A 21,762-nucleotide genomic window follows, 5' to 3' on the forward strand; every position below is an offset into this window, starting at 1 on the left:
CCGGAAACGCAAAAATGAAGGCAAAATCATTGTTATGAACAGATCAAACCCCGCTCCCCTCCCCTCTCTGTTTGCCGAAGTAGCCCCGGACCTGGTTATCCCCGACCCCTATGACGCACCCGAGTTGCGTTGGGGAATCCTCGGGGCCGGTGGCATTGCCCGAACCTTCGCAACCGATGTCCCCGCCCACTCGGGCCAGAAGATTGCCGCGGTGGGTTCACGCGATATCTTGCGCGCCCGGGCCTTTGCCGCAGAAATGGGCATTCCGGCCGAATCCGCCTACGGCAGTTACGAAGAACTGGTGGCTGATCCCAGTATCGATGCCATCTACGTCGCCACACCGCACATGCGCCACCGCGACGACGCGATCTTGGCGCTCCGGGCCGGTAAGCCCGTCCTGGTGGAAAAGTCCTTTGCCACCTCTGTAGCCGAGGTCGAGGAGGTCTTCGCGGTGGCGCAAGAACAGAAGCTCTTTGCCATGGAGGCCATGTGGTCGCGCCACCTGCCCCACTATCATTTCATCCGCGCGGCTATCGAGGGCGGCGTCTTGGGCAAGCTGGTTGAGGTGTCGGCGGACCACGGCCAGCAGCTGCTCCACATCCCCCGACTGGTTGAACCGGAACTGGCAGGCGGGGCCATGCTTGACCTGGGCGTCTACCCGGTGTCGCTGGTTCATATGGCCCTCGGAGTGCCCATGAAGCAAAGCGCTCTGGGTCGCCTCACAGACAGCGGCGTGGACCTGGGTGACGTTGTGGTCGGCCAGTACGCGGATGCCCTCTCAGTTGCCACCTGCCAGATGGACGGGGCGTCCAGCGTGCACGCCATCCTCACCTTTGAAAAGGGCACGATCGAAATGCCGCAGCAGTTCTACCGCCCCACCAAGGTGACCCTGACAGTCCACTCCGTCGAAGCCAACACGGGACAGATCCTCTCCAGTTCCACGGAAGACTGGGATGCCGTCGTTCCCGGAGGGTTCCAGTACCAGGCCGCGGAGGCCGCCCGAAGGATCGCCGCGGGCGACCTCGAGTCCCCGGTTGTTCCCTGGTCCGCCACCCTGGAGGTTCAAAGGATCATGAACGACGCCCTCGCACAGGTCGGGGTGAGGTACCCGCAGTTCTAGATTTCACCCCGAACCCGCGCCGTCCACACCATCGTGGTGTAGGGCAGCCCGAACGGTTCGACGGGGTCAAATCCCAGGTGCTCCAGTAGGTACCAGGCCAGGTTGTCCTGCATCTTGGCCTGGCGCTTGGGGCTGGCAGCCAGGTAGGAGGACCGGGTGCGGGCCAGCCTCATGCACTGCTCCACCGTCAGTGACTGCTCCCAGGCCACCTCTGTCAGCTCCGGTTCGGTAAAGCGCGGGCCCAGGTCCGGGGTCCGGTCCCGCCGCACCACATCACCCGAACGCATGATGCGACTGAGCCTGTGCACCCAGGGAACCTCTACCGCCAACTGGTTCGCCACCAGCGCCAAACTACCTTCGGGACGAAGAATCCGGGCAGCTTCTGCGCTGGCACGGGGGACATCGAGCCAGTGCGAGCACTGCGCCCACACCACCACATCGGAGCTGCACTCTGGAAGCCCACTTTGCTCTGCGGTTCCACCCGTAACCACCAGGCGTCCGGGTTCACCCCCCGTCCTGCCCTGCGCCAGTTGCGCCCACGACCTCGTCCGCAGGGTCTCCCTCATCGATGAGGACGGCTCCACCACCGTCGTCCGGATCCCCCGGGCCAGCAGTCCACGGGTGAACTGCCCTGTTCCAGCCCCGATGTCTACTGCATCCCCAACCGGATACCCCGCTGAGCTAAGTACCGCGCGGTAGGCTCCATCGGGATAACCCGGACGCGTCTCCTCGTACTCCAGGGCCTGCTCCAGCCCCACCGTCGAGTCGAACGGGTTGATAAGAGCCGCGTGGGTATCCTCAACCTCGGTCACCTCACTCAACGCTTCCGGGCCCTTCTCTTCATCTCAATGTCCTGCAGGGCCCCCACCAGCGAGGGGTGCTTGAAGGTAAACCCCCGCGACTGCAGCACCTCCGGGATCTCCCTCTGCCCCGCAGCCACCGTCTCTTTGACCATGGTGGGGGTGAGGACGAGGGCGACGAGTCGACGTGGGAACGGGATGAACGCCGGACGTCTAAGCACCCGGGCGTAGTCGCGCGTGAAATCCCGGTTACGCACAGGGAATGGGGCCGCCATGTTGATGGCTCCACGGGTGTCACCATCGAGAAGCCACAGCTGCGCCGCCACGTGGTCATCAATGTGAACCCAGGACAGCCACTGTTCACCGTTTCCAATCCGGCCCGCCACACCCCAGCGGAACAGGGGTCGCAGAGCCCCAAGGAACCCGCCTGACTCAGAGAGGACGTTTGCCGTCCTCATCCGCACCACGCGGACCCCGAGACTCTCAGCCTCCACGCTCTCGCGCTCCCAGGCCCGGCAGACCCCGGCCAGGAACCCGGGACCCGAGGGCGAGTCCTCTACCAGAATGCGGTCTCCAGTATTGAAGCCGTAGTAGCCCATGGCGCTGGCAGAGAGGAAGGTTTGGCAGCGGTTTGCCCCCTCATGTCGAGCCTCACGAAGGGCCCGCACCACCGTCTGGGTCGATTTGACCCGGGAGTCAAGAATCTGCCTGCGGTACTTCCTTGACCACCGCGCCCCACCGATCGGGGCACCCGCCAGATTGATCACCGCGTCAACATCCCTGAGGCCGGGACCGAAGATCTCCCTGCTCTCGGGGTTCCACTGACGTTCGCTATCCGCACCGGCAGGACGACGCACCAAACGTACGACCTCATCACCGCGGTTTTCCAAGGCCTGCACCAGGCGCGAACCTATCAATCCGGACGCCCCACCGACTGCAATTCTCATGGTGCCAGCCTAGGTTCGGATAATCAGATCGGCTAGACCCCGGGGATTATCCTGCTCCCAGTGCCGAACCTCTTGGTCGTGCCAACGCTGCCAGTGGGGGGCAAACCGGGCCCCGTCTCGTTCCAGACCACGCGCCTTGGCCACCTCGGGTTCGGCCTCAACCCAGAGGCGCAGGTCGGCAAACTGGGCGGTGACGGGGGTCAGGGAGCCACACCCCTCCAAGATCCACCTACCGCTGAGGTCAACCGGAGCAAACTCTTCATAACGCTCCTGATACCAGTCCCACCGGTGGTAGCCGGTCCGCTCACCACTGAGCAACTCCTCGGTGATTCGCGTTCCCTCAGCCAGACCGTCCCACCCGGGCACCCACTCTTCAAGATTGAGGACGGAGAGGCCGAGCGCCTCCCCCAGCTCGGTTGCGATAGTGGTCTTGCCACTTCCCGAAGGCCCATCGATGATGATGCGCCACGAAGAATCATCCTCATCAAGGCGCCTGCGGATAGCATCAACCGCCCCGATGCTCAGGACGGTGGGCGGGAAGCTGTCATCACGGGGGGTTGGTTGCTGCACGCCCGTCACGTTACTAGCTAATCCCGAACAGGGAGAATGAGCCGAAGGCCAGGGCCAACCCCAGCGAGAGCGCGGGAACGGCAACGCAGACCAGGACCATCACCGCATCGGGCCAGGACAGACTGGACTCACGTGCGTAACTCCGGGGAATATCGGCCCCAAAACCACGGGCTTCCATGGAAACGGAAAGTGAGTCTGCTCGACGCAGAGCAAAGGTTGTCAGCGAAAAGGCCGCCTTGACGAAATGGGCCCCGTCTAGACCTCGGGAACGCCTGGCTCGGCGCAGGGCCTGCCAGTCCGTCAGCATCAGGCCCACCATGCGGATGGCGGCCAGGGACGAAAGCACAAACCGCGACGGCAACTTCGCCACCTGGGTCAGGGAGTCCGCGACTTCCGTCGAACCCAGGCTGGGCAGAATCACCACCGCGGGCAAACCCACCGCTAGGACGCGCAGTGAGATAGACAGGGCAAGCCACACCGAGTTTTCACTGATCACGACCGGTCCCCACGCAGCGTAAACCTGTCCACCACTACCGCCGTAGAGCAGCATGGACACGGCCGCCAGTGGGGCTGCCACCAGCAGGGGGGACATACGAATCAGCAGCTGACGAGGACGAAGTCGCGCCAGGGGAAGCAGGAGGAGCTCCAGTACGAACGCCACACCGGCGGACACCGGGTCGATGCTGAGCATCAGTGGGATCGTCATCAGGAAGAGGCCGAGCAGCTGGGCCGCGGGGTTGACGCGCCTGAGGATCGATCGGGCTGGTCCGCGTGGCTCCACCGCCGGGTCCGCCGCTACGGGTGCGAGGGCATCAATCTCAAGAACACTCTCGCCCAGCGCCTCCACAAGGTACGGGTCGTGCGTGACGGTAATCAGGGTGGTCCCACCCGCAGCGGCCTCGCGCAACAGTGCCACAAGGTCAACCCAGGTGTTGAAGTCCTGCCCGAAGGTGGGTTCGTCGAGGACGATCACCGCTGGGGCGGCAATCAGCGCGGTTCCTACCCCGAGGCGGCGGCGCTCCCCACCTGAAAGCGAGAGGGGGTGGGCTCTGCGCAGGTGGGTGAGGTGAAGAAGATCGAGGTATCGCCCAACACGTTCTGCCACCTCAGCTTCACCAAGACCACTGAGTTTGGGTCCCAGCCCCAGCTCCTCCTCAACCGTGGCGGTAAGGAACTGGTACTGCGGCTCCTGGAACACCATGGAGATTCGTCCGAGCAGCTGCGGGGTGGACCAGTCGTGGGGACTGAGTTCTGCCGGGTCAACCCGACCTGCTCCAGCTGCGACCACGCTGCTGCCCGCCTCAACCAAACCCCGCTTCGGCGTGAGCAGTCCGGCCAGGGTCAGCGCCAGGGTGGTCTTACCGGCCCCGTTCGCTCCGACAACACAGGTGGAGACGTGTTCGGGGAACTCGAGGTCGAGGCCCGCGAGCACCTCACCCCCATCGGCGTAGCCCACCGCAAGCGAGCGGGTGGTCAGCGCAGCGTTGCTATCGACTCGAGCTTGCTGCGGGGTCTCTCCGAGAGGCGGAAGGCAGTCGAGCGGGTTCAGACCCGGAACCCACACCCCGGCTTCACGCAGCAGGTCGAGGTGGTTGGCAATGACCTCAAGCGGCGGCCCGTCGGCGACTACCACACCACCGGTGAGGACGACCAATCGGTCGGCCTGGTCGATCCACGGGCCCAGGTTGTGCTCGATGATCATCAGGGTGGCCCCGGTAGCCTGCGCCAGGCTTTCGGTGGCGGTTCGCACCTCGCGCGCGCCCTCGACATCGAGGTTCGCGGTCGGTTCATCCAGGAGCATTATCCGGGGCTGCATCGCGAGGGCGCAGGCCAGCGCTAGGCGCTGCTTTTCGCCTCCGGAGAGGTGAGAGGTGGGGTGGTCGATCGGGTAGTCGAGTCCGACGACGCCGAGGGCCTCCCGGGTGCGGGACCAGATTTCGTCCCGGGGTAGACCGATGTTTTCGAGGCCGAAGGCAACCTCGTCCCCGATGCGGCCCATCACCCGCTGGGTTTCCGGGTCCTGTTGGACGAGGCCGACGTGACCGCGCACCCGGGGGGCTGAGGCGGGAAGCCCCGCGATTGTCAGGCTGCCTTCACCCTCGCCCTCGTGTTCACTGAGAACACCGGCAATACCGTGGAGCAGCGTGGTTTTCCCGGCACCCGAGTTGCCGACGATGAGGACACGTTCCCCCGGCTTGATGTCCAAGGTGACGCCCCGGACCGCCCAGGCTTCGCGCCCGGGGTGACGCCACCCCCACCCCTCCAGGCGAACCGAGGGGGTGGTGGCGACATCGGCGGTCGTGGGCATGGCCGTGGTCAAACCCTTTCCTGCATCTCTCGTCCCGCAGCGAAACGGTTGAGGGCTCCGGTCTTGGCGAGCGCGCGAACCAGCAGGTAGCCGCCGAGTCCGGCGATGATGATGCCCGAGGTGATCGAGGTTGACCAGTAGATCAGATTGAACAGGGGTGACTTGGCGAAGTTACCCGAGGTGATGCCCTCGAGGATCATGGCCGCCGTCGCGGCCAGACCTCCGCCCAGGGCCGCCACCCCCGGAGTGAAGCGACGGTAGCGGAAGGCGGCAAAGGCCAGTTCAGCGCCGGCGCCCTGCATCAGACCCGCGACGAAGGCTTCAGCCCCCCACTGGGAACCGAGGGCCATCGAGACGGTTGCTGCCAGTGCCTCAACGAAGATTGCGGCACCAGGTTTACGAATCACCAGGGCTCCGACCGGACCGCCCAGGAACCACACGCCCGAGACGATGCCGCCGACCCCCGGGGTCAGGGTATCGAGGGCGGTGAAGGCGGCGTAACCAACCTGGTTCCACAGCAGGAAGACAACTCCGAGGACCGAGCCGAGGACGGCCGCGGTAACGATGTCGACGACACGCCAGCGCATCGGGTTGATCCCGCTGGAAATGACTGACTCATGTGTTGATCGTGAACTCACGACTGGCCTCCCGCATTCGACTGACGACATACCGTTGCGCCGCGGGATCGCACTTCCTACGCCGGTATTAACCGGATCAGGTTCGACGGTCGGGAACTGGTGTTCCCCTCTCACCCCATGCTGGGGCCCCGTGGCTGCTTCAACCCTAGCTCGTTGCGAAGCGCCCTCCAAGACCGTACACTTCCGCGGCAGTGAGTTAGGCCGCTTCAGAGTTTGGCCGGACCCCCTCGGAATGGGGCTTGCTTGTTTATAGTGGATAGGGCGTTAACTCCAACAGAGCCAAGGGAGCCTACATGCGAATCGGTGTACCCGCCGAGAAACCAGACCAGCCGCTAGTTGCGGCAACACCGGACACGGTCTCCAAACTCATCAAACTGGGCTACACGGTAGCCGTCCAGTCGGGGGCGGGCGCACTTGCCTCCTACCCCGACTACCAGTATGAAGAGGCCGGGGCCGAACTCGTTGATCGCGACGGTGCGTTCAAGGCGGACATTGTCCTCACCCTTGACGCACCTGAGCTGTACGACCTCGAGAAGATGCACCGGGAGTCGGTCCTGATCTCAAGGCTTGCCCCCACGCGAAATGAAGACCTGATGCGGGTCCTGGCTGAGATGGACATTACGGCCCTCGCCATGGACGTTGTCCCTCGTATTTCGCGTGCGCAAGCCATGGATGTTCTCTCCTCGCAGGCCAACGTGGCCGGCTACCGGGCGATTATTGAGGCCGCCAATGAGTTTGGCCGTCTCTTCACCGGCCAGGTGACGGCTGCGGGCAAGATGCCCCCGGCACATGTCTACGTCATCGGTGCAGGCGTAGCGGGCCTGGCCGCCATCGGTACCGCCAACTCGATGGGCGCTGAGGTCTTCGCCTCTGATGTGCGCCCCGAGGTGGCTGAGCAGGTCAACTCGATGGGGGCGCGCTTCATCGCCCTTCCCCAGGCGCAGGAGAAGTCGACCGACGGTTACGCCAAGGCCATGACGGAAGATCAGGCCAGGTTGGCGAATGCCGTTTACGCCAAGCAGTCGGCGGTCTCAGACATCGTCATCACCACGGCCAATATCCCGGGCCGCACCTCACCCATCCTGCTGGATGATGAGGCGATCGCGGCCATGAAGCCCGGCAGTGTGATTGTCGATATGGCGGCAGCCAACGGTGGTAACACCACGCAGACGGTTGCGGGACAGAAGATTGTCACCGACAACGGCGTCACCATTATTGGCTGGACCGACCTCGCTGGTCGCCTGCCCGCGCAGTCCTCCCAGCTCTACGCCCAGAACGTCGTCAATCTGCTCAAGCTGATGACACCGGGTAAAGACGGCCAAATGGTCATCGACCTCAACGATGAAATCATTCGGGGCATCACGCTGACGGACGACGGACAGATTCTCTGGCCGCCGCCCAAGATTCAGGTTTCCGCAGCTCCCACAGCCAAGGCCGAGGATGCTGTCGACCATGCCAAGGCCGCAGCTGAAGCTGCTCGGGAGGCAGCGGCAGCCAAGCAGAAGCGCTTTGCCTGGATGGGTATCGCCGCGCTGCTGGCAGTCGCCCTCGTCATGGTCACCCCCTCCCTGGCGATCGGCCACTACATGGTGTTCGTCCTGGCGATCATCGTGGGTTTCTACGTCATCACCGGGGTGGCGCACTCACTGCACACCCCGCTAATGTCGGTCACCAACGCGATCTCCGGCATCATCCTGGTCGGCGCCATCACGCAGATCGGCTCGTCTAACCTCGCGGTAACCATCCTGAGCTTCATCGCAATCGTCGTGGCTTCGATCAACATCTTCGGTGGCTTCCGCGTTACCGCACGCATGCTGACGATGTTCCAGAAGGGCTAGGCACAACAGTGACAACCATGCTTTCGAGTTTCGTTTTCCCCGCCGTCGGTGACCTGATGGACTGGTCCCAGCCCGGCTACTGGACCAGCCACGTCGTCACCCTGTCCTACATCGTTGCGGCCGTCCTCTTCATCCTGTCTCTGAGGGGCCTGTCCTCTCACGAGTCCTCACGCCAGGGCAACAACCTGGGCATGATCGGCATGGGCATCGCCCTGGCTGCCACCATCCTGGCGGCTCTCTCCAACGGCCCGGGTCGCGGCGTCCTCGTCACGGCCCTGCTGATTGCGGTCGCCATGCTTATCGGCGCCAGCATCGGCATCTGGAAGGCCGCCAAGGTTGAGATGACCGGGATGCCCGAACTAATCGCCCTGCTGCACTCATTCGTGGGTCTGGCGGCGGTCCTGGTCGGCTATAACTCCTACCTGGCCCCCGACGTCCAGGCGGTCGCCCTCGGCGGCTTCCACCTCGGTGAGGTCTTCCTGGGCGTCTTCATCGGTGCCGTCACGCTGACCGGCTCGATCGTTGCCTACCTGAAGCTGTCCGGCAAGATGTCAGGCGCACCCCTGATGCTGCCCGGTCGCAACAACCTCAACATGGCGGCCATCGGTGTCACCATCGCCCTGATGGCATGGTTCATCGCCGCCGGTCACAGCGCCTGGGCCTGGATCCCGTTCATCCTGATGACCATCATCGCCCTCGCCCTGGGCTTCCACCTTGTGGCAGCCATCGGTGGTGGCGATATGCCGGTGGTCGTCTCAATGCTGAACTCATACTCCGGTTGGGCTGCCGCTGCGGCGGGCTTCATGCTCAACAACGACCTGCTCATCATCACCGGTGCGCTGGTTGGGTCCTCGGGCGCGTTCCTCTCGTACATCATGTGCCGGGCCATGAACCGTTCGTTCATCTCCGTCATCCTGGGTGGTTTCGGTACGGCTGAGTCCACCGGCGCCTCCGGGGATGAGGACGGTGAACACCAGGAGATCAATGCGGAGCAGGTGGCGGCAATGCTGGCCGGCTCCCGCAGGGTCATGATCACCCCTGGTTACGGCATGGCCGTGGCCCAGGCGCAGTACCCGGTCGCTGAACTGACCAACGCACTGCGCGACATGGGGGTTGAGGTCGAGTTCGGCGTCCACCCCGTTGCTGGTCGCCTCCCGGGGCACATGAACGTCCTTCTGGCCGAAGCCAAGGTTCCCTATGACATCGTCAAGGAAATGGATGAGGTCAATGATGATTTCGAGGACATCGACACCGTCCTCGTCATCGGTGCCAACGACACGGTGAACCCGGCCGCTGAGGAACCGGGTTCCCCCATCGCCGGTATGCCGGTTCTGAAGGTGTGGGAGGCGAAGAACGTGATCGTCTTCAAGCGCTCCATGGCCACCGGTTACGCCGGGGTTCAGAACCCGCTGTTCTTCAAGGAGAACACTCACATGCTGTTCGGCGACGCCAAGGCATCGGTCGACAACATCGTCTCCGCGGTCAGGCAAAACGCCTAGCTACCAGGCAGAGAAAAGGCCCGCTTCCGCAATGGAGGCGGGCCTTTTCGCACCCCTATTAGATGTCGTTGCCGAGGAACTCGAACTCAACCTCGACCTCGACGGTGGCGTTCAGCGGCAGGGCTGCCACCCCGACGGCGGAGCGGGCGTGACGTGATCCAAAGACCCCCTGGAGCAAATCTGAGGCACCGTTGATAACCGACGGTTGCGCAAAGTAGTCCTCGGTGGAGGACACAAAACCCACCACCTTGACCGCACGAACCAGATTGTCCACCCCACCCACCACACTGGCTGCCGCAGAAATGGCGTTGAGGGCGCACTGCCGTGCTGCCACGTAAGCAAGGTCATCGGTGACGGCCACGGTCCCGCAGCGTCCCGTCAGGAGCAGTTCCCCGCCCTTCATCGGCAGCTGACCCGAGGTCTTGACAGTGTTGCCAACGATGACTGCGGGCGCGTAGGCCGCGACCGGGGCTGGGACCGGCGGTAGTTCGATGCCAAGTTCGGTGAGGCGCTGGGAAATGGTCATGGGGGCTCTCCTCGCGATGTGTTCTGCCTATCTCGAATGGTACCGAGACACGCCCGAGCAGTCTCCCAACTCCCGAATTTTGACGTGACACTGCGCGCATGTGTGCCAGGACATGCCAATTGTCAGAGATATTGGGTAACCTTGAGGGCGTAGTTTCAACTTGAATAGAAGTACCCAGCGGATTCGCCGCGGTGTGCAACGAAGAAGTTTTACTGCAACCGAGCTCGTCGAGTTCGGTTCCACACCGGCAGCAAAGAATTGAGAATCCCATGGCTAATGCAACAACGGGTGTCGTCAAATGGTTCAACTCGCAGAAGGGCTACGGCTTCATCAGCCCCGATGACGGTTCAGAGGACGTATTTGCGCACTACCGCAACATCGTTGGCTCAGGCCACCGCAACCTCGAAGAGAACCAGCACGTTGAGTTCATCATCGAGCAGGGTGACAAGGGCCTGATGGCTACCGAAATCACGGTAATCGACTAGTCGAAGTCTGACGAAGTGCACGCTTCGATCTAATACTTAGGAATCCCCGTCTTCGCGGCAGTGCGGAGGCGGGGATTCACTTTGCCTGGGGACTGTCAGTGCCTCGGGGCCTTCAAACCCCGCCACAGCATCTGGGCTGCAACGAAGACCAGGAAGATCGCAAAGAGCGTGTTGGCCAGGGCTGGGGAAACCGCCACCGCGACCATCGACCCCAGAAAGGTGGTGACGCAGGCCGGGAGCCCCACTGCCAGTGCCGCACTGATATCAACGTTCTTTGCCCGGAGGTTAGACAGGGTCCCCGCAAGAGCCGTTGGGATCATGATCAGCAGCGATGTCCCGCGTGCTACCAGGTCACTGGCCCCGAACAGCAGCATCAGTGCCGGAACGATAATGACACCGCCGCCCACCCCCAGCAGCCCCGAGAGGATGCCGGTGATAATGCCCAGGATGACCAGGGCAATCGCCATGGTCCAGGTGATCGCCAGCTCCTCGCCTCGCGTTGGCACCACCAGGAAGAGGCTGACAATCACGACGACGATGAAGACCGCGAACCCGATCTGCAGGGGACGGGTCGGAATCTTCTGCAGCAGGCGTGTGCCAATCTGTGCCCCCACGACGGAACCGAGTACGACAAGCAACGCCGCCACCAGGGACAGGGATCCATTAAGTGCGTATGAGATGACCCCGACAAGCGCGAGCGGCACAATCGCGGCGAGCGAGGTGCCGGAGGCCAGTCTGTGCCCAAAGTGCAGCACCAACACCAGTCCGGGGACGATGAGGATGCCCCCACCCACCCCGAACATTCCGGAGAGGAAACCGGCCACCAGCCCAATGGTCACCAGACCGGCCCACTGGGTGGGCTTTCTGTTCATCTCAAGACTGCTTTCGCCCACTGGGTTCCCCTAGTTTCTACTTGTCAGCACTATCGGCACACCCGCTGAGGATGCCGTTCAGTGCCTGACGCTCTTCTCGCGTTACTGTCAGATCCCACTTGTACTTCACAGCCACCTGGCGTGCCGCGTACTGGCAGTGGTAGTCCCCGTTATCGGGTAGCCAGCGGTCTGCCGTCGAAGCACCCTTGGCCTGGTTGGCAAGACCGTCCACGGCCAGCAGGTTGAGGGGATCATTCGCAAACTCTAGCCGCTCGCGCGCATCCCAGGACCACGCCCCCGCCCTCCAGCCATCGGCCAGGGCGACAACATGGTCGATCTGAACCGCCTGACTGGTCTCTTGACCGCGCTCAAAGTAGATGGTGGTATCCGTGTAGGGATCGCTTAGAACTCCGGACTCAACCACGCAGTCATCGGTGCGGGGGCGGAACCTAACCTCGCTCATATCCCGAGCCAGGATCTCATTTCGGGTGTTGCACCCGTCCCCGTCTAGATCCGCCCAACCGTCACCAAACTCGGTGCGCACATAGGGGGGTGCGTCCCCGCCCGTTCCGACCTCTGCTACCTCAAGCTCCGAGAGCTTCCGCAGGGACTCACTTGCCGAGGCATCGACCTCATCGAGCGGATGACCACGCAGGGTGTCCAAGATACTCGGCATGAACAGCCAGATGGCAAGGAGCAGAACTCCGAGTCCCACCAGGATCTCTACCAGGGAGCGACGTCGTTTCCGGAGCAGGTTCTTCTTAGCCATATCGGCTCCATTGTGCCGACTCTAGTGCCAGTTCAGGGAATCGAATGCCCCCCTTGGGGACAAGTTCACCATCCACACTCGTGCCCCGCGGCGCTACGAAGGAATGGACAGGGTCCCCTCGTCTGGGTCAAACGGGTTGATCAGACCGGGAAAGTTGTTGCGAACATTTCCTACCGCAGGTGAGACCATGCGCGCGACCAGCGGGGCCGGGGGAACTGCAGCAATCATCTCGGAGACCGCGTCCCTGTCATTCAGATCCGGATCAAGCCAGGCTGACCAGAGGTTCTTCGGTATGAACAGAGGCATGCGGTCGTGAATGTAGGCGAGTTCACGGGACGCAGAGCGTGTCAGGAGTGCCGATGTAGCGGGCTCCTCTGACCCCTCTGCGGGCCACTCGAAAATTCCGGCCACCGCCATCAGAGGTTCACTTCCGGGAGGCGCTCCCCGCCCCTCAGCGTCTCCAAGGGAGAGGAAGTAGGGCTGTTTCTTGCCACCCGGCAAGACCCGCCACTCGTAGTATCCGTTCATGGGGACCAGGCTGCGCCTCTTCTGCGCGGCCGTGCGAAAAGTGGGCTTTTCGGTGACGGTTTCAGACCGCGCGTTGATGAGGGGACGGAACCCCTCCTTGGCCCAGAAGGGGACGAACCCCCACTTCTGGTTGACCAGCTCCCGTTTCGCTGACCCTACGACCTCAGCTTCTTCAACCTGGCGTACCACGCGAATCTGCTGAGAGGGAGCCTGGTTGTAGGACGGCAAATGCTCGCCCTCGACCAAATCTACTTCGAAGAAGTCGACCAGTTCGTCATCATCCGCATAAATCGTGAATCTTCCGCACATACCCTATTGTCACCCCGATGGGTCAACAGCGAAAGTGCAGGCTGTGGGGCTAGTCCGAAGGTGGGGAGGGGGATTTCCCCGAGCCGCCCCCAACGTCCTCAATCACAGAGTCATCAAGCGCCTCAAGTCCCCGATGTCCTCGTTGGGCCGCCTTGGTGCGCGCCGCCAGCATCGCCCTCAGCTGCGAAGAAGTCAGGGAGAGCGACCAGTCGCTGTGAACGGGTAGCTGCCACTTGCGCCAGTGGGCGAGGACGGTGAAGGAGGAACCGACGACAGTCGCGAGGATCATTCCCCAGGTGGGCTGGCCCAGACTGTAGAGGAGGACCATGATTCCCGCTGAAACCAGTGCCGGGGTGGCGTAGAGGTTGTTGCCCCCAAAGACCATGGGGACGTTGCCCGCGGTAACATCCCGGATCATCCCCCCACCGACAGCCGTGGTAATTCCCAATAGCAGAGCGGGCATGACCCCGAAACCAACCGACATCGTCTTCATCGCGCCGGTGGCTGCCCAACAGCCCAGCACGATGCCATCGGCGACGATTAGTGCGACCACCCAGAAGCGAGAGTTCAGTTTCCAAAGGAAGGCAATGGCAGCCCCGACCAGGGCGGTGGAGATGTAAAGGGGATCGGTAATCGCAACTGGCGCCCCCGCCTGCAGCATGACATCGCGGACGATGCCGCCACCCATGGCAGACATGATCGCCAAGATGACAAAACCGACCGCATCGAAGCGCTTGGTCCGGGCCAGTTTTCCGCCCAAGATGCCGTTCAGAAGCACCCCGGTCAGGTCGATGACGCGGTAGACGTCGTTGACGACGACACCGTCAAGTTCGTTCAACGTCCTCTCCTAAAGCGTGGTCCCAAACAGCAGCCCGAGGGCGAATGTCAACCCGGCTGCTACCAAACCGATTCCCAGCTGCCTGAAGGCAGAGAACCAGGGGGTCTTGCCCGAGAGGACCCCGACGGTTCCCCCTGTCATCATGAGGGCGAAACCCACGATGACCAGCGAGGCGATGATGGCGGTGTAGCCACTCAAGCCAAAGATGTACGGGAGCAGTGGGATGAGGGCGCCGATGGCAAAGAAAAGGAACGAAGCCGCGGCCACCTGGAAGGGGCGCCCGATGTTTTCAGCAACATCACCCATCTCGGGTGTAGTCGGCGGTGCAATCAGTTCGACCGCAACGGTTCCAGTGTCTTCGTGCGGTGCTCCGACAGAATCAAAAATGGCCCTGGCATGGGCTTCAGCCTCTTCAGTGCTTTCACCCCGGGCCCTGAAGAGCAGCACCAGCTCATTTTGCTCAACGTTGAGTTGCTTGACCGACCTCGGGTTAAGGGGTTCGGGTGTGGAGGCATCAAGTAGCTCCCGCGCGCTGGAAACGGAGATCCACTCTCCGGCTGCCATCGACAGCGAACCTGCCAGCAGGCCCGCGACACCGGTGGTCAGCACCCACTCGTTGCCCATGCCCGCACCGGCCACACCCAGAATCAGCGCCAGGTTGGAAACCAGGCCGTCATTGGCTCCGAAGATCGCAGCCCGGAAGTTTCCGGCGATGCGATTGCGGGAAACGGTGGCAAGAGAGCGCACCACCTCACCATGGATTCTCTCGTCTGCCACCATCTGCGGGGTGGCATCCCTATCCGACTCATAGTGTGAGCGCTGCTCCGAGCGCTGCACCAGGGCCAGGGTAAAGACCGAGCCAAAGCGGCCGGCTAGGGCCGCAAGAATGCGCGAGTGCAGACTGGGGCGAGGCGCCGGCTCCGAGTGTTCCCCCAGCAGGGTTAACCAGTGGTTCTCATGGCGCTTCTCGGCCTCGGCAAGTTCCAGCATGAACTCCCGCTGCTCACCCTTTTCACGCCGCGCCAGGTTGCGGTAGGTCTGGCTCTCAATCCGTTCCTCAGCAAGATAGCGGCGCCACTTTTTGATCTGCTGGCGGCTGGGTGCCGCCCCCGCCATTACCTGATCTGACCTCAGTTCTGTCACGAAGGTAGAATCTTAATCCGTCACCGCGGTCGGTTCGACGTGGGTGACGCGCGCTTCGACAACCAGGGGACCCTGCCCGACGCCGGAGATTTTGCGGTAGACACTGTTCGCGGCGCGGTCCGTCAGCTGCTCACCCTTGGCGCGCACGACCCCCGCAGCCTGCTCGGCGGCGGCCTCAATCGGAACCGCGACCATGCGCGTGTTACGCAACTTCCTCATACCCGAAGCGAAGGCCTCGTAGGGAGCGGGCCCCGCCTTGGAGCCCAGCAGGAAACCCACGGCCAAACCAGCCGCAAGGGTGAACTTCATGCCCATCAGTAACCAATCCTCAAACGTTTAGTGCCCTGGTCCTGACCTATCACCTGGGATAGAGGCAACGCAGGGTTTCGGTGACCAGCCTACCGGTGCTTTCGGTCGCAGCGGCGACGGCAACCTTCAGGGTGGCGGCCAGGGCAACTGGGCGCCCGGCCCCGTCAACGACGATGGCGAGGTCGCCACGCTGCGGCAGCGCGCCATCATCGGGGTAGTTTTCTTCCGGTTCGACCACTTCAAGGGTCTTTTCGGCAATCAGCTTCTGAGCCAGCGCCGTCGCCTCCTCAGCATTTCCACTGAGGTGCATCCAGGGCGGAGTCATGGTCGAAGCCTGCTGCTGACCAAAGATTCCCTCAAGGGTGGCCCAACCGACATGATCGCGCGAGAAACCCCAGAAGTCCTGGACGATCTCTTCCGTTGGGGCCTGCGGAAACCGCGTTGCGGCCGATTCGTTTTCCATCCCTCCAGACTAGGCGACAGACGTTTCGCTGACGACAAAATCTTTCGTGACTTCACCGCGCCGAGGTGTGTTTAAGGCGAAACACGGCTAGTTTGGAACCGTGAGTGAGGTTGAGATTACAACGCCCCGAGGCGTGACCCTACGGGGCACCTTCGTGAGCCCTGTGGACACTCAAGATGCCGCTGTCGTGTTCTCGCACTCCTTCCTCTGTGACCGTCAGTCCAGCCCCCACTTCCCCCTTCTCGCAGCGCGCTACCGACAGCTCGGCTACGCCACCCTGATCTTTGACTACTCGGGACACGGCGCCTCAGATGACGACCCGATTACCTCTGAGAACAGGGTTGAAGACCTACGGGCGGCCTCCGGTTGGCTGGCTGACCAGGGGTTTAATCGCCAGCTGCTTCACGCCCACTCTTCCGGTTCCATCTCTGCCCTCCGGTCGCGCCCCAAGGCAGTCAAGGCCGTCTTCCTTTCCAGTCCGATTCTCGGCCCCCTGGACTTCGAATGGGAAAAGATCTTCTCTCCCGATCAGCTTGAGGAACTTGAGCGGCAACACGAGACCCGCATCTACGAGGACACCAACAGTGGCCGCACCTCGTTCCAGGTCACCCAGCAGACCCTCATCGACCTCTCCCTGAACACGGCTGAGTCCCTTCTCACCGGCCTCGAACAGCCGACCATGATCCTGTTTGACGAGGGCGATGTGGAACGCGGGGTTGATGTCCAAGCCAAGGATGTTGTCCGCCTACTCCCCGAGGGTTCCCACCTGGAGATTGCCTCCGGTGAGGATTTCAGCCGCGAGGACCAGCTTCCTGCCATGTGGAAGAGGGCTGAGAAGTGGGTTCGGGACCAGGTCCCACTCGCCAGGAAAACGCGTTGAGCAGTTCTGAGGTAGCGGCGGGAACGGGCGGTCATCGTCCCCGACGCCGCAGTTCCGGGCGGGGTCGCCCGAGACAGGCGCGCGGTCCGCGCCAGGGCACCGCCGGGCAGGTCCAACGGGACTTCACCTTTGGTCCGGCCCAGCTCGCCGCACGCGCAGCCGCCCTCCCTGTCGTCACCTACCCCGACCTTCCAGTCAGTGCCCGGCGCGACGATATCGCGCGTGCCATCCGTGACCACCAGGTTGTCATTGTCGCCGGTGAGACCGGTTCGGGTAAGACCACGCAGCTTCCGAAAATTTGCCTGGAGCTAGGGCGCGGGATTTCCGCGATGATCGGTCACACCCAACCCCGCCGCCTCGCAGCGCGCGCCGTTGCGGAGCGCATCGCCGACGAACTGGGACAGAAAGTCGGCAAAGAGGCCGGTGAGGTTGTCGGCTACCAGGTCCGTTTCACAGATGAGGTCGGGCCAACCACCCTGATCAAGCTGATGACCGACGGCATCCTATTGGCAGAGATGGGGACCGATCCCCTGCTGCGCCGCTACGACACCATCATCGTTGATGAGGCACATGAGCGAAGCCTGAACATCGACTTCATCCTCGGTTACCTCGGTCGTATCCTGCCCCAGCGCCCCGACCTCAAGGTCATCATCACCTCGGCGACCATCGACTCGCAGCGCTTCGCCGACCATTTTGCCAAGCAGACCGGCCAACCCGTCCCCGTCATTGAGGTCTCGGGTCGCGCCTACCCCGTTGAGGTCCGCTACCGACCCCTGTCTGCCGACCTCGCCAAATCGGATGAGGACGAGGGAGCCGTGAAAGACTCCGCCCTCACACCCAGCCTGGGCACCGCCCTGCATCCCGAACCCAACCCTGGAGAGCTGGCCACCTACGGCTACGGCCTCGGGGACGACCTCGACATCGAGTCCGCCCTCGTCCACGCCGTTGACGAACTGCTGACCGAAGAACGCGGCGACATCCTGGTTTTCCTACCTGGTGAACGCGACATTATTGAGGCCGAACAGGCACTCAAGGAACACCTCGGTCGGCGCTACGTCGCCGATGAGCGCGATGCCCACGGCTATGACGGGGTGCAGATCCTCCCTCTTTTCGCCCGCCTCAGCGCGGCCGACCAGCACCGCATCTACGCCCCCCATTCGGTCCAGCGCGTCATTCTTTCCACCAACATCGCCGAGACCTCGCTGACCGTGCCCGGCATTCGCTACGTCATTGACGCGGGCCTCGCACGCATCAGCCGCTTCTCCAACAAGACCAAGGTGCAACGCCTCCCCATCGAACCGGTCTCGAAAGCCTCCGCCTCCCAACGCGCAGGTCGTGCCGGTCGTACCAGCGAGGGCATCGCGATCCGCCTCTACTCGGAACGCGATTTTGAGCGCCGTCCCCACTACACGGAACCCGAAATACTCCGCACCTCCCTGGCCTCTGTCATTCTGCAGATGAGCGCCCTGGGACTGGGTGAGGTCAAGAACTTCCCCTTCCTTGACGCTCCGAACCCGCGCGCCGTGCGGGACGGAGTCCAGCTCCTCACCGAGATCGGCGCTCTCGACGCCAAAGAAAAGATCACCCCCCTGGGCCGGCGGCTAGCAACGCTTCCCATCGACCCGCGCCTCGGGCGCATGCTTGTTGAGGCTGACAAGAATGGCTGCGCCTCAGACGTCCTCGTCATCGTGGCTGCCCTGTCGATTCAAGACCCGCGTGAACGCCCTCTTGAGATGCAGGAGGCGGCGGATCAGGCCCACCGTCGCTACGCGGATCCAACCTCCGACTTCATCACCTACCTCAACATGTGGCGCTACCTGGGCGTCCGGGCTCGCGATCTATCCGGCAGTGCCTTCCGCAGGCTTTGTAAGCGCGAGTTCTTCCACTACCTGCGCTACCGCGAGTGGCGGGACATCGTCGGCCAGCTACGGCAAATGTGCCGTCAGGTGGGGATCCGGGTGGAACCCCTCGGTCTGCCCTCACCAACCTTCATTAACTCTCTGCGTGATGAGGCGAACCACGTGGCCCGCGCTGTCATTGAGTACGGGCAGGGCACGAAGACGGTCGATGCCGATGAGGTGCATCGCGCTATGCTCTCCGGCCTCCTCTCGAACATCGGCTCCTGGGATGAGGCCAAGCGTGAGTATGCCGGGGCCCGGGGTTCCCGATTCACAATCTGGCCTGGTTCCGCGCTGAAGAAACGTCGCCCCGAGTGGATCATGGCCGCCGAGCTGGTCGAGACTTCACGCCTGTTCGCCCGTACCGTTGCCGGAATCAAACCGGAGTGGATTGAAGCCTACGCGGGCGACCTCGCCAAACGCAGCTACTCGGAACCGGTGTGGTCGAGGGCGCGCGGTTGTGCCCAGGTGACCGAGAAGGTCACCCTCTACGGGTTGACGCTGGTCGCAAACCGAACGGTTCCGCTAACGCGGCTGGGGGACACCGTCCTCGGGCGTGACTGGGGTGGTACTGCTGCGGACTCACTGGAGGAGCTGGCGACTGTTCCGACCTCGCTGTCGGCGCGTGACCTGGCCCGGGAAATGTTCATCACCCACGCACTTGTGGAAGGCGACTGGCGCGAGAACCACCTCGGTTTTGTCAAGCACAACAAAGACATCATGGCCGAGGCCGAAGATATCTCGAAGCGGATGCGCGACCCCTCCCTCGTCCCCGATGAGGCGACCCGCTACCGCTTCTTCGCCAGTCGTGTCCCGGTTTCGGCTACCTCGAGTGCCGCCTTCCTCAAGTGGTGGAAGACGCAGCGCCTTGAGACCCCGAAGCTCCTCAACTACACGCTCGAAGAGCTGCTGCCCTCGGGGGCGCTTCTTGACCCCCAAGCGTTCCCCAGCACCTGGAAGTCGGGCGATCTGGAGTTGGAGATCCGCTACGCCTTCACCCCGGGCAGCCAGGAGGATGGCGTCACCGTTGTCATCCCCCTCGCGATTCTGCCGCGCGTTAAAGACATTGGATTCGACTGGCTGGTTCCGGGGCTCCTTGAAGACCTCTGCGTGGCGATGATCCGCGCCCTGCCCAAGAACAAGCGGCGCTTCCTTGCCCCCGCCACCCAGACTGGGAAAGAGGTGGCCGAAGCCGTCAGACTGCGCCGCGATCAACCCCCGGGCACCATCGGGGTCGAAACGCAGGAGGGTGCGACCGAGGAGACCAACCCCTACTCGCTGGAAGCCTCGCTGGATCGGCTGCGGTCCTGGGGCGCCCAGAGCGGCAGTGTTTCGCCGCAGAGCGCCCCGGCCGTGCCACCGCGAAAAACCGAGCAACCCCGGACATCACAGCCGGGACATCAACCCACCTTTGCGCAGACCTTCGCGGTGGTGGTTAGAGAGCGGAACGGTATCGACCTCACCCCAGAGGACCTGCAGGAGGCCCAGCGTCACCTGCCCCCGCACCTTCGCATCGGCTTCAATGTCCTTGACGATCGCGGCGCCCTCATCGGAGCCTCGGAGTCACTCACCGAACTGCAGCGACGCTTCGCCAAGAAGGCCACGGTCGCCCTCCAGTCTTCGGTTCACGAGGCAATGGAGGCTGCGCGTCGGAAGACCGAACGAAGTCGGCTCAAGGGTGATGTCGCAGGCGAAGTTCCCTCACCGACAACCCCGGTGACACCGCCAAAAGATGGTGAAGTAGCCCGGCAGAAAGAGGTTGGGCTTCGGACCCGACTTCTCGGCGAGCTCAGACTACCGATCGGTAGGGTGACCAGTCGCTGGAGTGGCAACCAGGCCCTCCTCCTTGCCGGTTCGCCCTACCCGGATACCGCCGCGCTGGTTGAGGACGCCCAGGTTGCAGCCGTCCTCGCCCTGATCGATCAAGCTCCCAAGCAAATGCGCCAGGCCGACTATGCAGAGCTGCAGGCCTGGATGCGTCCCCGTTTTGAGGATGAGGTCTACTCCATCCTGCTGCGGGTGACCCGCGAAGTGGAGGCCTATGCGGCCCTACAGGATGCCTGCCAGAAGCACCCCCAGGACGCGCTGAAATACGTGCGCCGAGAAGCCGTGCGCCACGCCAAAACCCTGTTCCACGACGGCTATCTCGGCTCGCAGGACCCGGCCCTAGCCCCCCACATCGCCCGCTACCTGCTGGCCGATGCCGAGCGAGTCAAGAGGGCTTCGCGAGGCGGGGGTGAACTGCTGCGCGACCGGCGCAACTCGGAGGAAATTGCCGAGGTCGAACGCGCCCTCACCCGGGTGGAACAGACCCTTGCGGGCCGCGTGTACAACCCCGCCGACGCGCGTGAACTGAGCGAGGTTCGGCTGCTGATTGAAGAGCTGCGGGTTTCCCTCTTTGCACAGTCCCTTGGCACCTCAACCCGGGTCTCTTCGCAGCGTGTCCTGAGAAGGCTGGAAACCCTGGAGCGCCCGTGAGCCAGAATCCGCGACCCGAAGAGGGGTTCGATGCGGTGAAGTACGCCCGAGCCGTCCTCGACCACTATGGGCTGCACGGCTGGACTGTGCGCTGGGACCGAGCCAAACGCAGAGCGGGCTGCTGCTATCACTCTCGCCGTGAGATCACCCTGTCCCGGACCCTGGCCCGGCTTTACCCCGAAGATGCGATGCGTAACGTGGTGCTGCACGAGGTCGCCCACGCCCTCGCCGGAGCCAAGCACGGTCACGATGCCCACTGGAAGAAGCTTGCGGTTCGTGTCGGCGCTGAGCCCCGAGCCCTGCTGCCACCCAACCTGCCACAACCAGCAGCAACCTGGGTGGGAACGTGTCCGCACTGCGGCCTCGGCAAGTCTCTCCACGCGGCGCCGCGGCGGGTCGTTTCCTGCGGGAGGTGTTCGTCCTCATTTAGCCGCGAGCACATTTTGGAATGGCGCCACCATGGCAAAAAAACCGTGCCGGGTGGCAACTACGAGCGGGAACTACGCCGCATCCGCCGGCGCTAAACCTTCCAATACCTGACGCG

20 protein-coding genes and 1 riboswitch are annotated in these 21,762 nt (G+C 63.1%); of the genes, 7 read left to right on the forward strand and 13 right to left on the reverse strand.

The features are described from left to right. The first annotated feature begins 34 nt into the window (after positions 1–34). Positions 35–1,120: a Gfo/Idh/MocA family protein gene (locus tag CS903_RS07410; RefSeq protein ID WP_099332923.1), complete on the forward strand. Its 1,086-nt coding sequence runs from the start codon at positions 35–37 to the stop codon at positions 1,118–1,120. Here CS903_RS07410 and CS903_RS07415 read toward each other — a convergent pair. Genes CS903_RS07415 through CS903_RS07435 form a run of 5 tightly spaced genes read right to left on the reverse strand, consistent with a single transcriptional unit; the run spans position 1,117 to position 6,383 of the window. Beyond that, positions 1,117–1,932, reverse strand: coding sequence for a class I SAM-dependent methyltransferase (locus tag CS903_RS07415; RefSeq protein WP_242491806.1), 816 nt, complete (start codon positions 1,930–1,932; stop codon positions 1,117–1,119). The two genes, CS903_RS07410 and CS903_RS07415, sit on opposite strands and share 4 nt — an antisense overlap. A gap of 5 nt (positions 1,933–1,937) precedes the next feature. Continuing rightward, positions 1,938–2,867 (reverse strand): TIGR01777 family oxidoreductase, encoded by a 930-nt coding sequence (locus CS903_RS07420; RefSeq protein ID WP_099332925.1) that lies wholly within the window; start codon positions 2,865–2,867, stop codon positions 1,938–1,940. Positions 2,868–2,876: 9 nt separating this feature from the next. Next, positions 2,877–3,437 (reverse strand): nucleoside/nucleotide kinase family protein, encoded by a 561-nt coding sequence (locus CS903_RS07425; protein ID WP_164996712.1) that lies wholly within the window; start codon positions 3,435–3,437, stop codon positions 2,877–2,879. 13 nt (positions 3,438–3,450) lie between these two features. Next, positions 3,451–5,757, reverse strand: coding sequence for an ATP-binding cassette domain-containing protein (locus CS903_RS07430; RefSeq protein ID WP_099332927.1), 2,307 nt, complete (start codon positions 5,755–5,757; stop codon positions 3,451–3,453). Beyond that, positions 5,754–6,383: an ECF transporter S component gene (locus tag CS903_RS07435; protein ID WP_306345676.1), complete on the reverse strand. Its 630-nt coding sequence runs from the start codon at positions 6,381–6,383 to the stop codon at positions 5,754–5,756. The genes CS903_RS07430 and CS903_RS07435 overlap by 4 nt, the downstream gene beginning before the upstream one ends. 36 nt (positions 6,384–6,419) lie before the next feature. Beyond that, positions 6,420–6,525: riboswitch (TPP riboswitch) on the reverse strand. 151 nt (positions 6,526–6,676) lie between these two features. Between CS903_RS07435 and CS903_RS07440 the strand changes: the two genes are divergently transcribed. Both CS903_RS07440 and pntB read left to right on the forward strand, forming a co-directional pair. Continuing rightward, entirely contained in the window at positions 6,677–8,221 is a 1,545-nt protein-coding gene (locus CS903_RS07440) for a Re/Si-specific NAD(P)(+) transhydrogenase subunit alpha (protein ID WP_099332928.1), read from the forward strand. Positions 8,222–8,238: 17 nt separating this feature from the next. Further along, positions 8,239–9,720, forward strand: coding sequence for a Re/Si-specific NAD(P)(+) transhydrogenase subunit beta (gene pntB, locus CS903_RS07445; protein WP_370737659.1), 1,482 nt, complete (start codon positions 8,239–8,241; stop codon positions 9,718–9,720). 58 nt (positions 9,721–9,778) lie between these two features. Here pntB and CS903_RS07450 read toward each other — a convergent pair whose 3' ends face one another. After that, positions 9,779–10,246, reverse strand: a complete 468-nt coding sequence (locus tag CS903_RS07450; RefSeq protein ID WP_099332929.1) for a RidA family protein — start codon at positions 10,244–10,246, stop codon at positions 9,779–9,781. Positions 10,247–10,515: 269 nt separating this feature from the next. Here CS903_RS07450 and CS903_RS07455 point away from each other — a divergent pair, with 269 nt between their 5' ends. After that, positions 10,516–10,731, forward strand: coding sequence for a cold-shock protein (locus CS903_RS07455; RefSeq protein WP_099332930.1), 216 nt, complete (start codon positions 10,516–10,518; stop codon positions 10,729–10,731). 95 nt (positions 10,732–10,826) lie between these two features. On the opposite strand, the gene CS903_RS07460 is transcribed toward CS903_RS07455, so the two are convergent. The 7 genes from CS903_RS07460 to CS903_RS07490 all read right to left on the reverse strand — a co-directional run bounded on the left by CS903_RS07460 (position 10,827) and on the right by CS903_RS07490 (position 15,962). Further along, positions 10,827–11,624, reverse strand: a complete 798-nt coding sequence (locus CS903_RS07460) for a sulfite exporter TauE/SafE family protein (RefSeq protein WP_242491798.1) — start codon at positions 11,622–11,624, stop codon at positions 10,827–10,829. A gap of 16 nt (positions 11,625–11,640) precedes the next feature. Then, entirely contained in the window at positions 11,641–12,372 is a 732-nt protein-coding gene (locus CS903_RS07465; protein ID WP_242491799.1) for an HNH endonuclease family protein, read from the reverse strand. 93 nt (positions 12,373–12,465) lie between these two features. Beyond that, complete coding sequence (locus CS903_RS07470) at positions 12,466–13,209, reverse strand: SOS response-associated peptidase (protein WP_099332931.1); 744 nt, start codon at positions 13,207–13,209, stop codon at positions 12,466–12,468. A 49-nt stretch (positions 13,210–13,258) separates the two neighbouring features. After that, positions 13,259–14,047, reverse strand: a complete 789-nt coding sequence (locus CS903_RS07475; protein WP_099332932.1) for a trimeric intracellular cation channel family protein — start codon at positions 14,045–14,047, stop codon at positions 13,259–13,261. A gap of 9 nt (positions 14,048–14,056) precedes the next feature. Next, positions 14,057–15,190 carry a VIT1/CCC1 transporter family protein gene (locus CS903_RS07480; RefSeq protein ID WP_306345677.1) on the reverse strand — a complete coding sequence of 378 codons (1,134 nt, stop codon included), beginning with the start codon at positions 15,188–15,190 and terminating at the stop codon, positions 14,057–14,059. Positions 15,191–15,202: 12 nt separating this feature from the next. Then, the gene (locus tag CS903_RS07485) at positions 15,203–15,505 is read right to left on the reverse strand and encodes a hypothetical protein (protein ID WP_099332934.1); all 303 of its coding nucleotides are present in this window, start codon (positions 15,503–15,505) and stop codon (positions 15,203–15,205) included. 43 nt (positions 15,506–15,548) lie between these two features. Continuing rightward, on the reverse strand, positions 15,549–15,962 hold the full coding sequence (locus CS903_RS07490) for an ASCH domain-containing protein (protein ID WP_099332935.1): 414 nt from the start codon (positions 15,960–15,962) through the stop codon (positions 15,549–15,551). 100 nt (positions 15,963–16,062) lie between these two features. On the opposite strand from CS903_RS07490, the gene CS903_RS07495 reads away from it, so the two are divergent. The 3 genes from CS903_RS07495 to CS903_RS07505 are packed head-to-tail and all read left to right on the forward strand — an operon-like array spanning position 16,063 to position 21,742. Then, on the forward strand, positions 16,063–16,842 hold the full coding sequence (locus tag CS903_RS07495; RefSeq protein ID WP_099332936.1) for an alpha/beta hydrolase: 780 nt from the start codon (positions 16,063–16,065) through the stop codon (positions 16,840–16,842). Beyond that, complete coding sequence (locus tag CS903_RS07500) at positions 16,839–21,218, forward strand: DUF3418 domain-containing protein (protein WP_099332937.1); 4,380 nt, start codon at positions 16,839–16,841, stop codon at positions 21,216–21,218. Before CS903_RS07495 ends, CS903_RS07500 begins: the two co-directional genes overlap by 4 nt. Continuing rightward, positions 21,215–21,742, forward strand: a complete 528-nt coding sequence (locus tag CS903_RS07505) for a SprT-like domain-containing protein (protein ID WP_242491800.1) — start codon at positions 21,215–21,217, stop codon at positions 21,740–21,742. The genes CS903_RS07500 and CS903_RS07505 overlap by 4 nt, the downstream gene beginning before the upstream one ends. The last annotated feature ends 20 nt before the right edge of the window (positions 21,743–21,762 follow it).

The organism is Actinomyces minihominis (assembly GCF_900187855.1).
GTDB lineage: Bacteria > Actinomycetota > Actinomycetes > Actinomycetales > Actinomycetaceae > Scrofimicrobium > Scrofimicrobium minihominis.

What these genes read in the sequence shown, in the direction of transcription:
- CS903_RS07410 (WP_099332923.1), top strand. Translation starts at nt 35, where the DNA reads ATGAACAGATCAAACCCCGCTCCCCTCCCCTCTCTGTTTGCCGAAGTA.
- CS903_RS07420 (WP_099332925.1), bottom strand. Translation starts at nt 2,867, where the DNA reads ATGAGAATTGCAGTCGGTGGGGCGTCCGGATTGATAGGTTCGCGCCTG.
- CS903_RS07440 (WP_099332928.1), top strand. Translation starts at nt 6,677, where the DNA reads ATGCGAATCGGTGTACCCGCCGAGAAACCAGACCAGCCGCTAGTTGCG.
- pntB (WP_370737659.1), top strand. Translation starts at nt 8,239, where the DNA reads ATGCTTTCGAGTTTCGTTTTCCCCGCCGTCGGTGACCTGATGGACTGG.
- CS903_RS07450 (WP_099332929.1), bottom strand. Translation starts at nt 10,246, where the DNA reads ATGACCATTTCCCAGCGCCTCACCGAACTTGGCATCGAACTACCGCCG.
- CS903_RS07455 (WP_099332930.1), top strand. Translation starts at nt 10,516, where the DNA reads ATGGCTAATGCAACAACGGGTGTCGTCAAATGGTTCAACTCGCAGAAG.
- CS903_RS07465 (WP_242491799.1), bottom strand. Translation starts at nt 12,372, where the DNA reads ATGGCTAAGAAGAACCTGCTCCGGAAACGACGTCGCTCCCTGGTAGAG.
- CS903_RS07470 (WP_099332931.1), bottom strand. Translation starts at nt 13,209, where the DNA reads ATGTGCGGAAGATTCACGATTTATGCGGATGATGACGAACTGGTCGAC.
- CS903_RS07485 (WP_099332934.1), bottom strand. Translation starts at nt 15,505, where the DNA reads ATGGGCATGAAGTTCACCCTTGCGGCTGGTTTGGCCGTGGGTTTCCTG.
- CS903_RS07490 (WP_099332935.1), bottom strand. Translation starts at nt 15,962, where the DNA reads ATGGAAAACGAATCGGCCGCAACGCGGTTTCCGCAGGCCCCAACGGAA.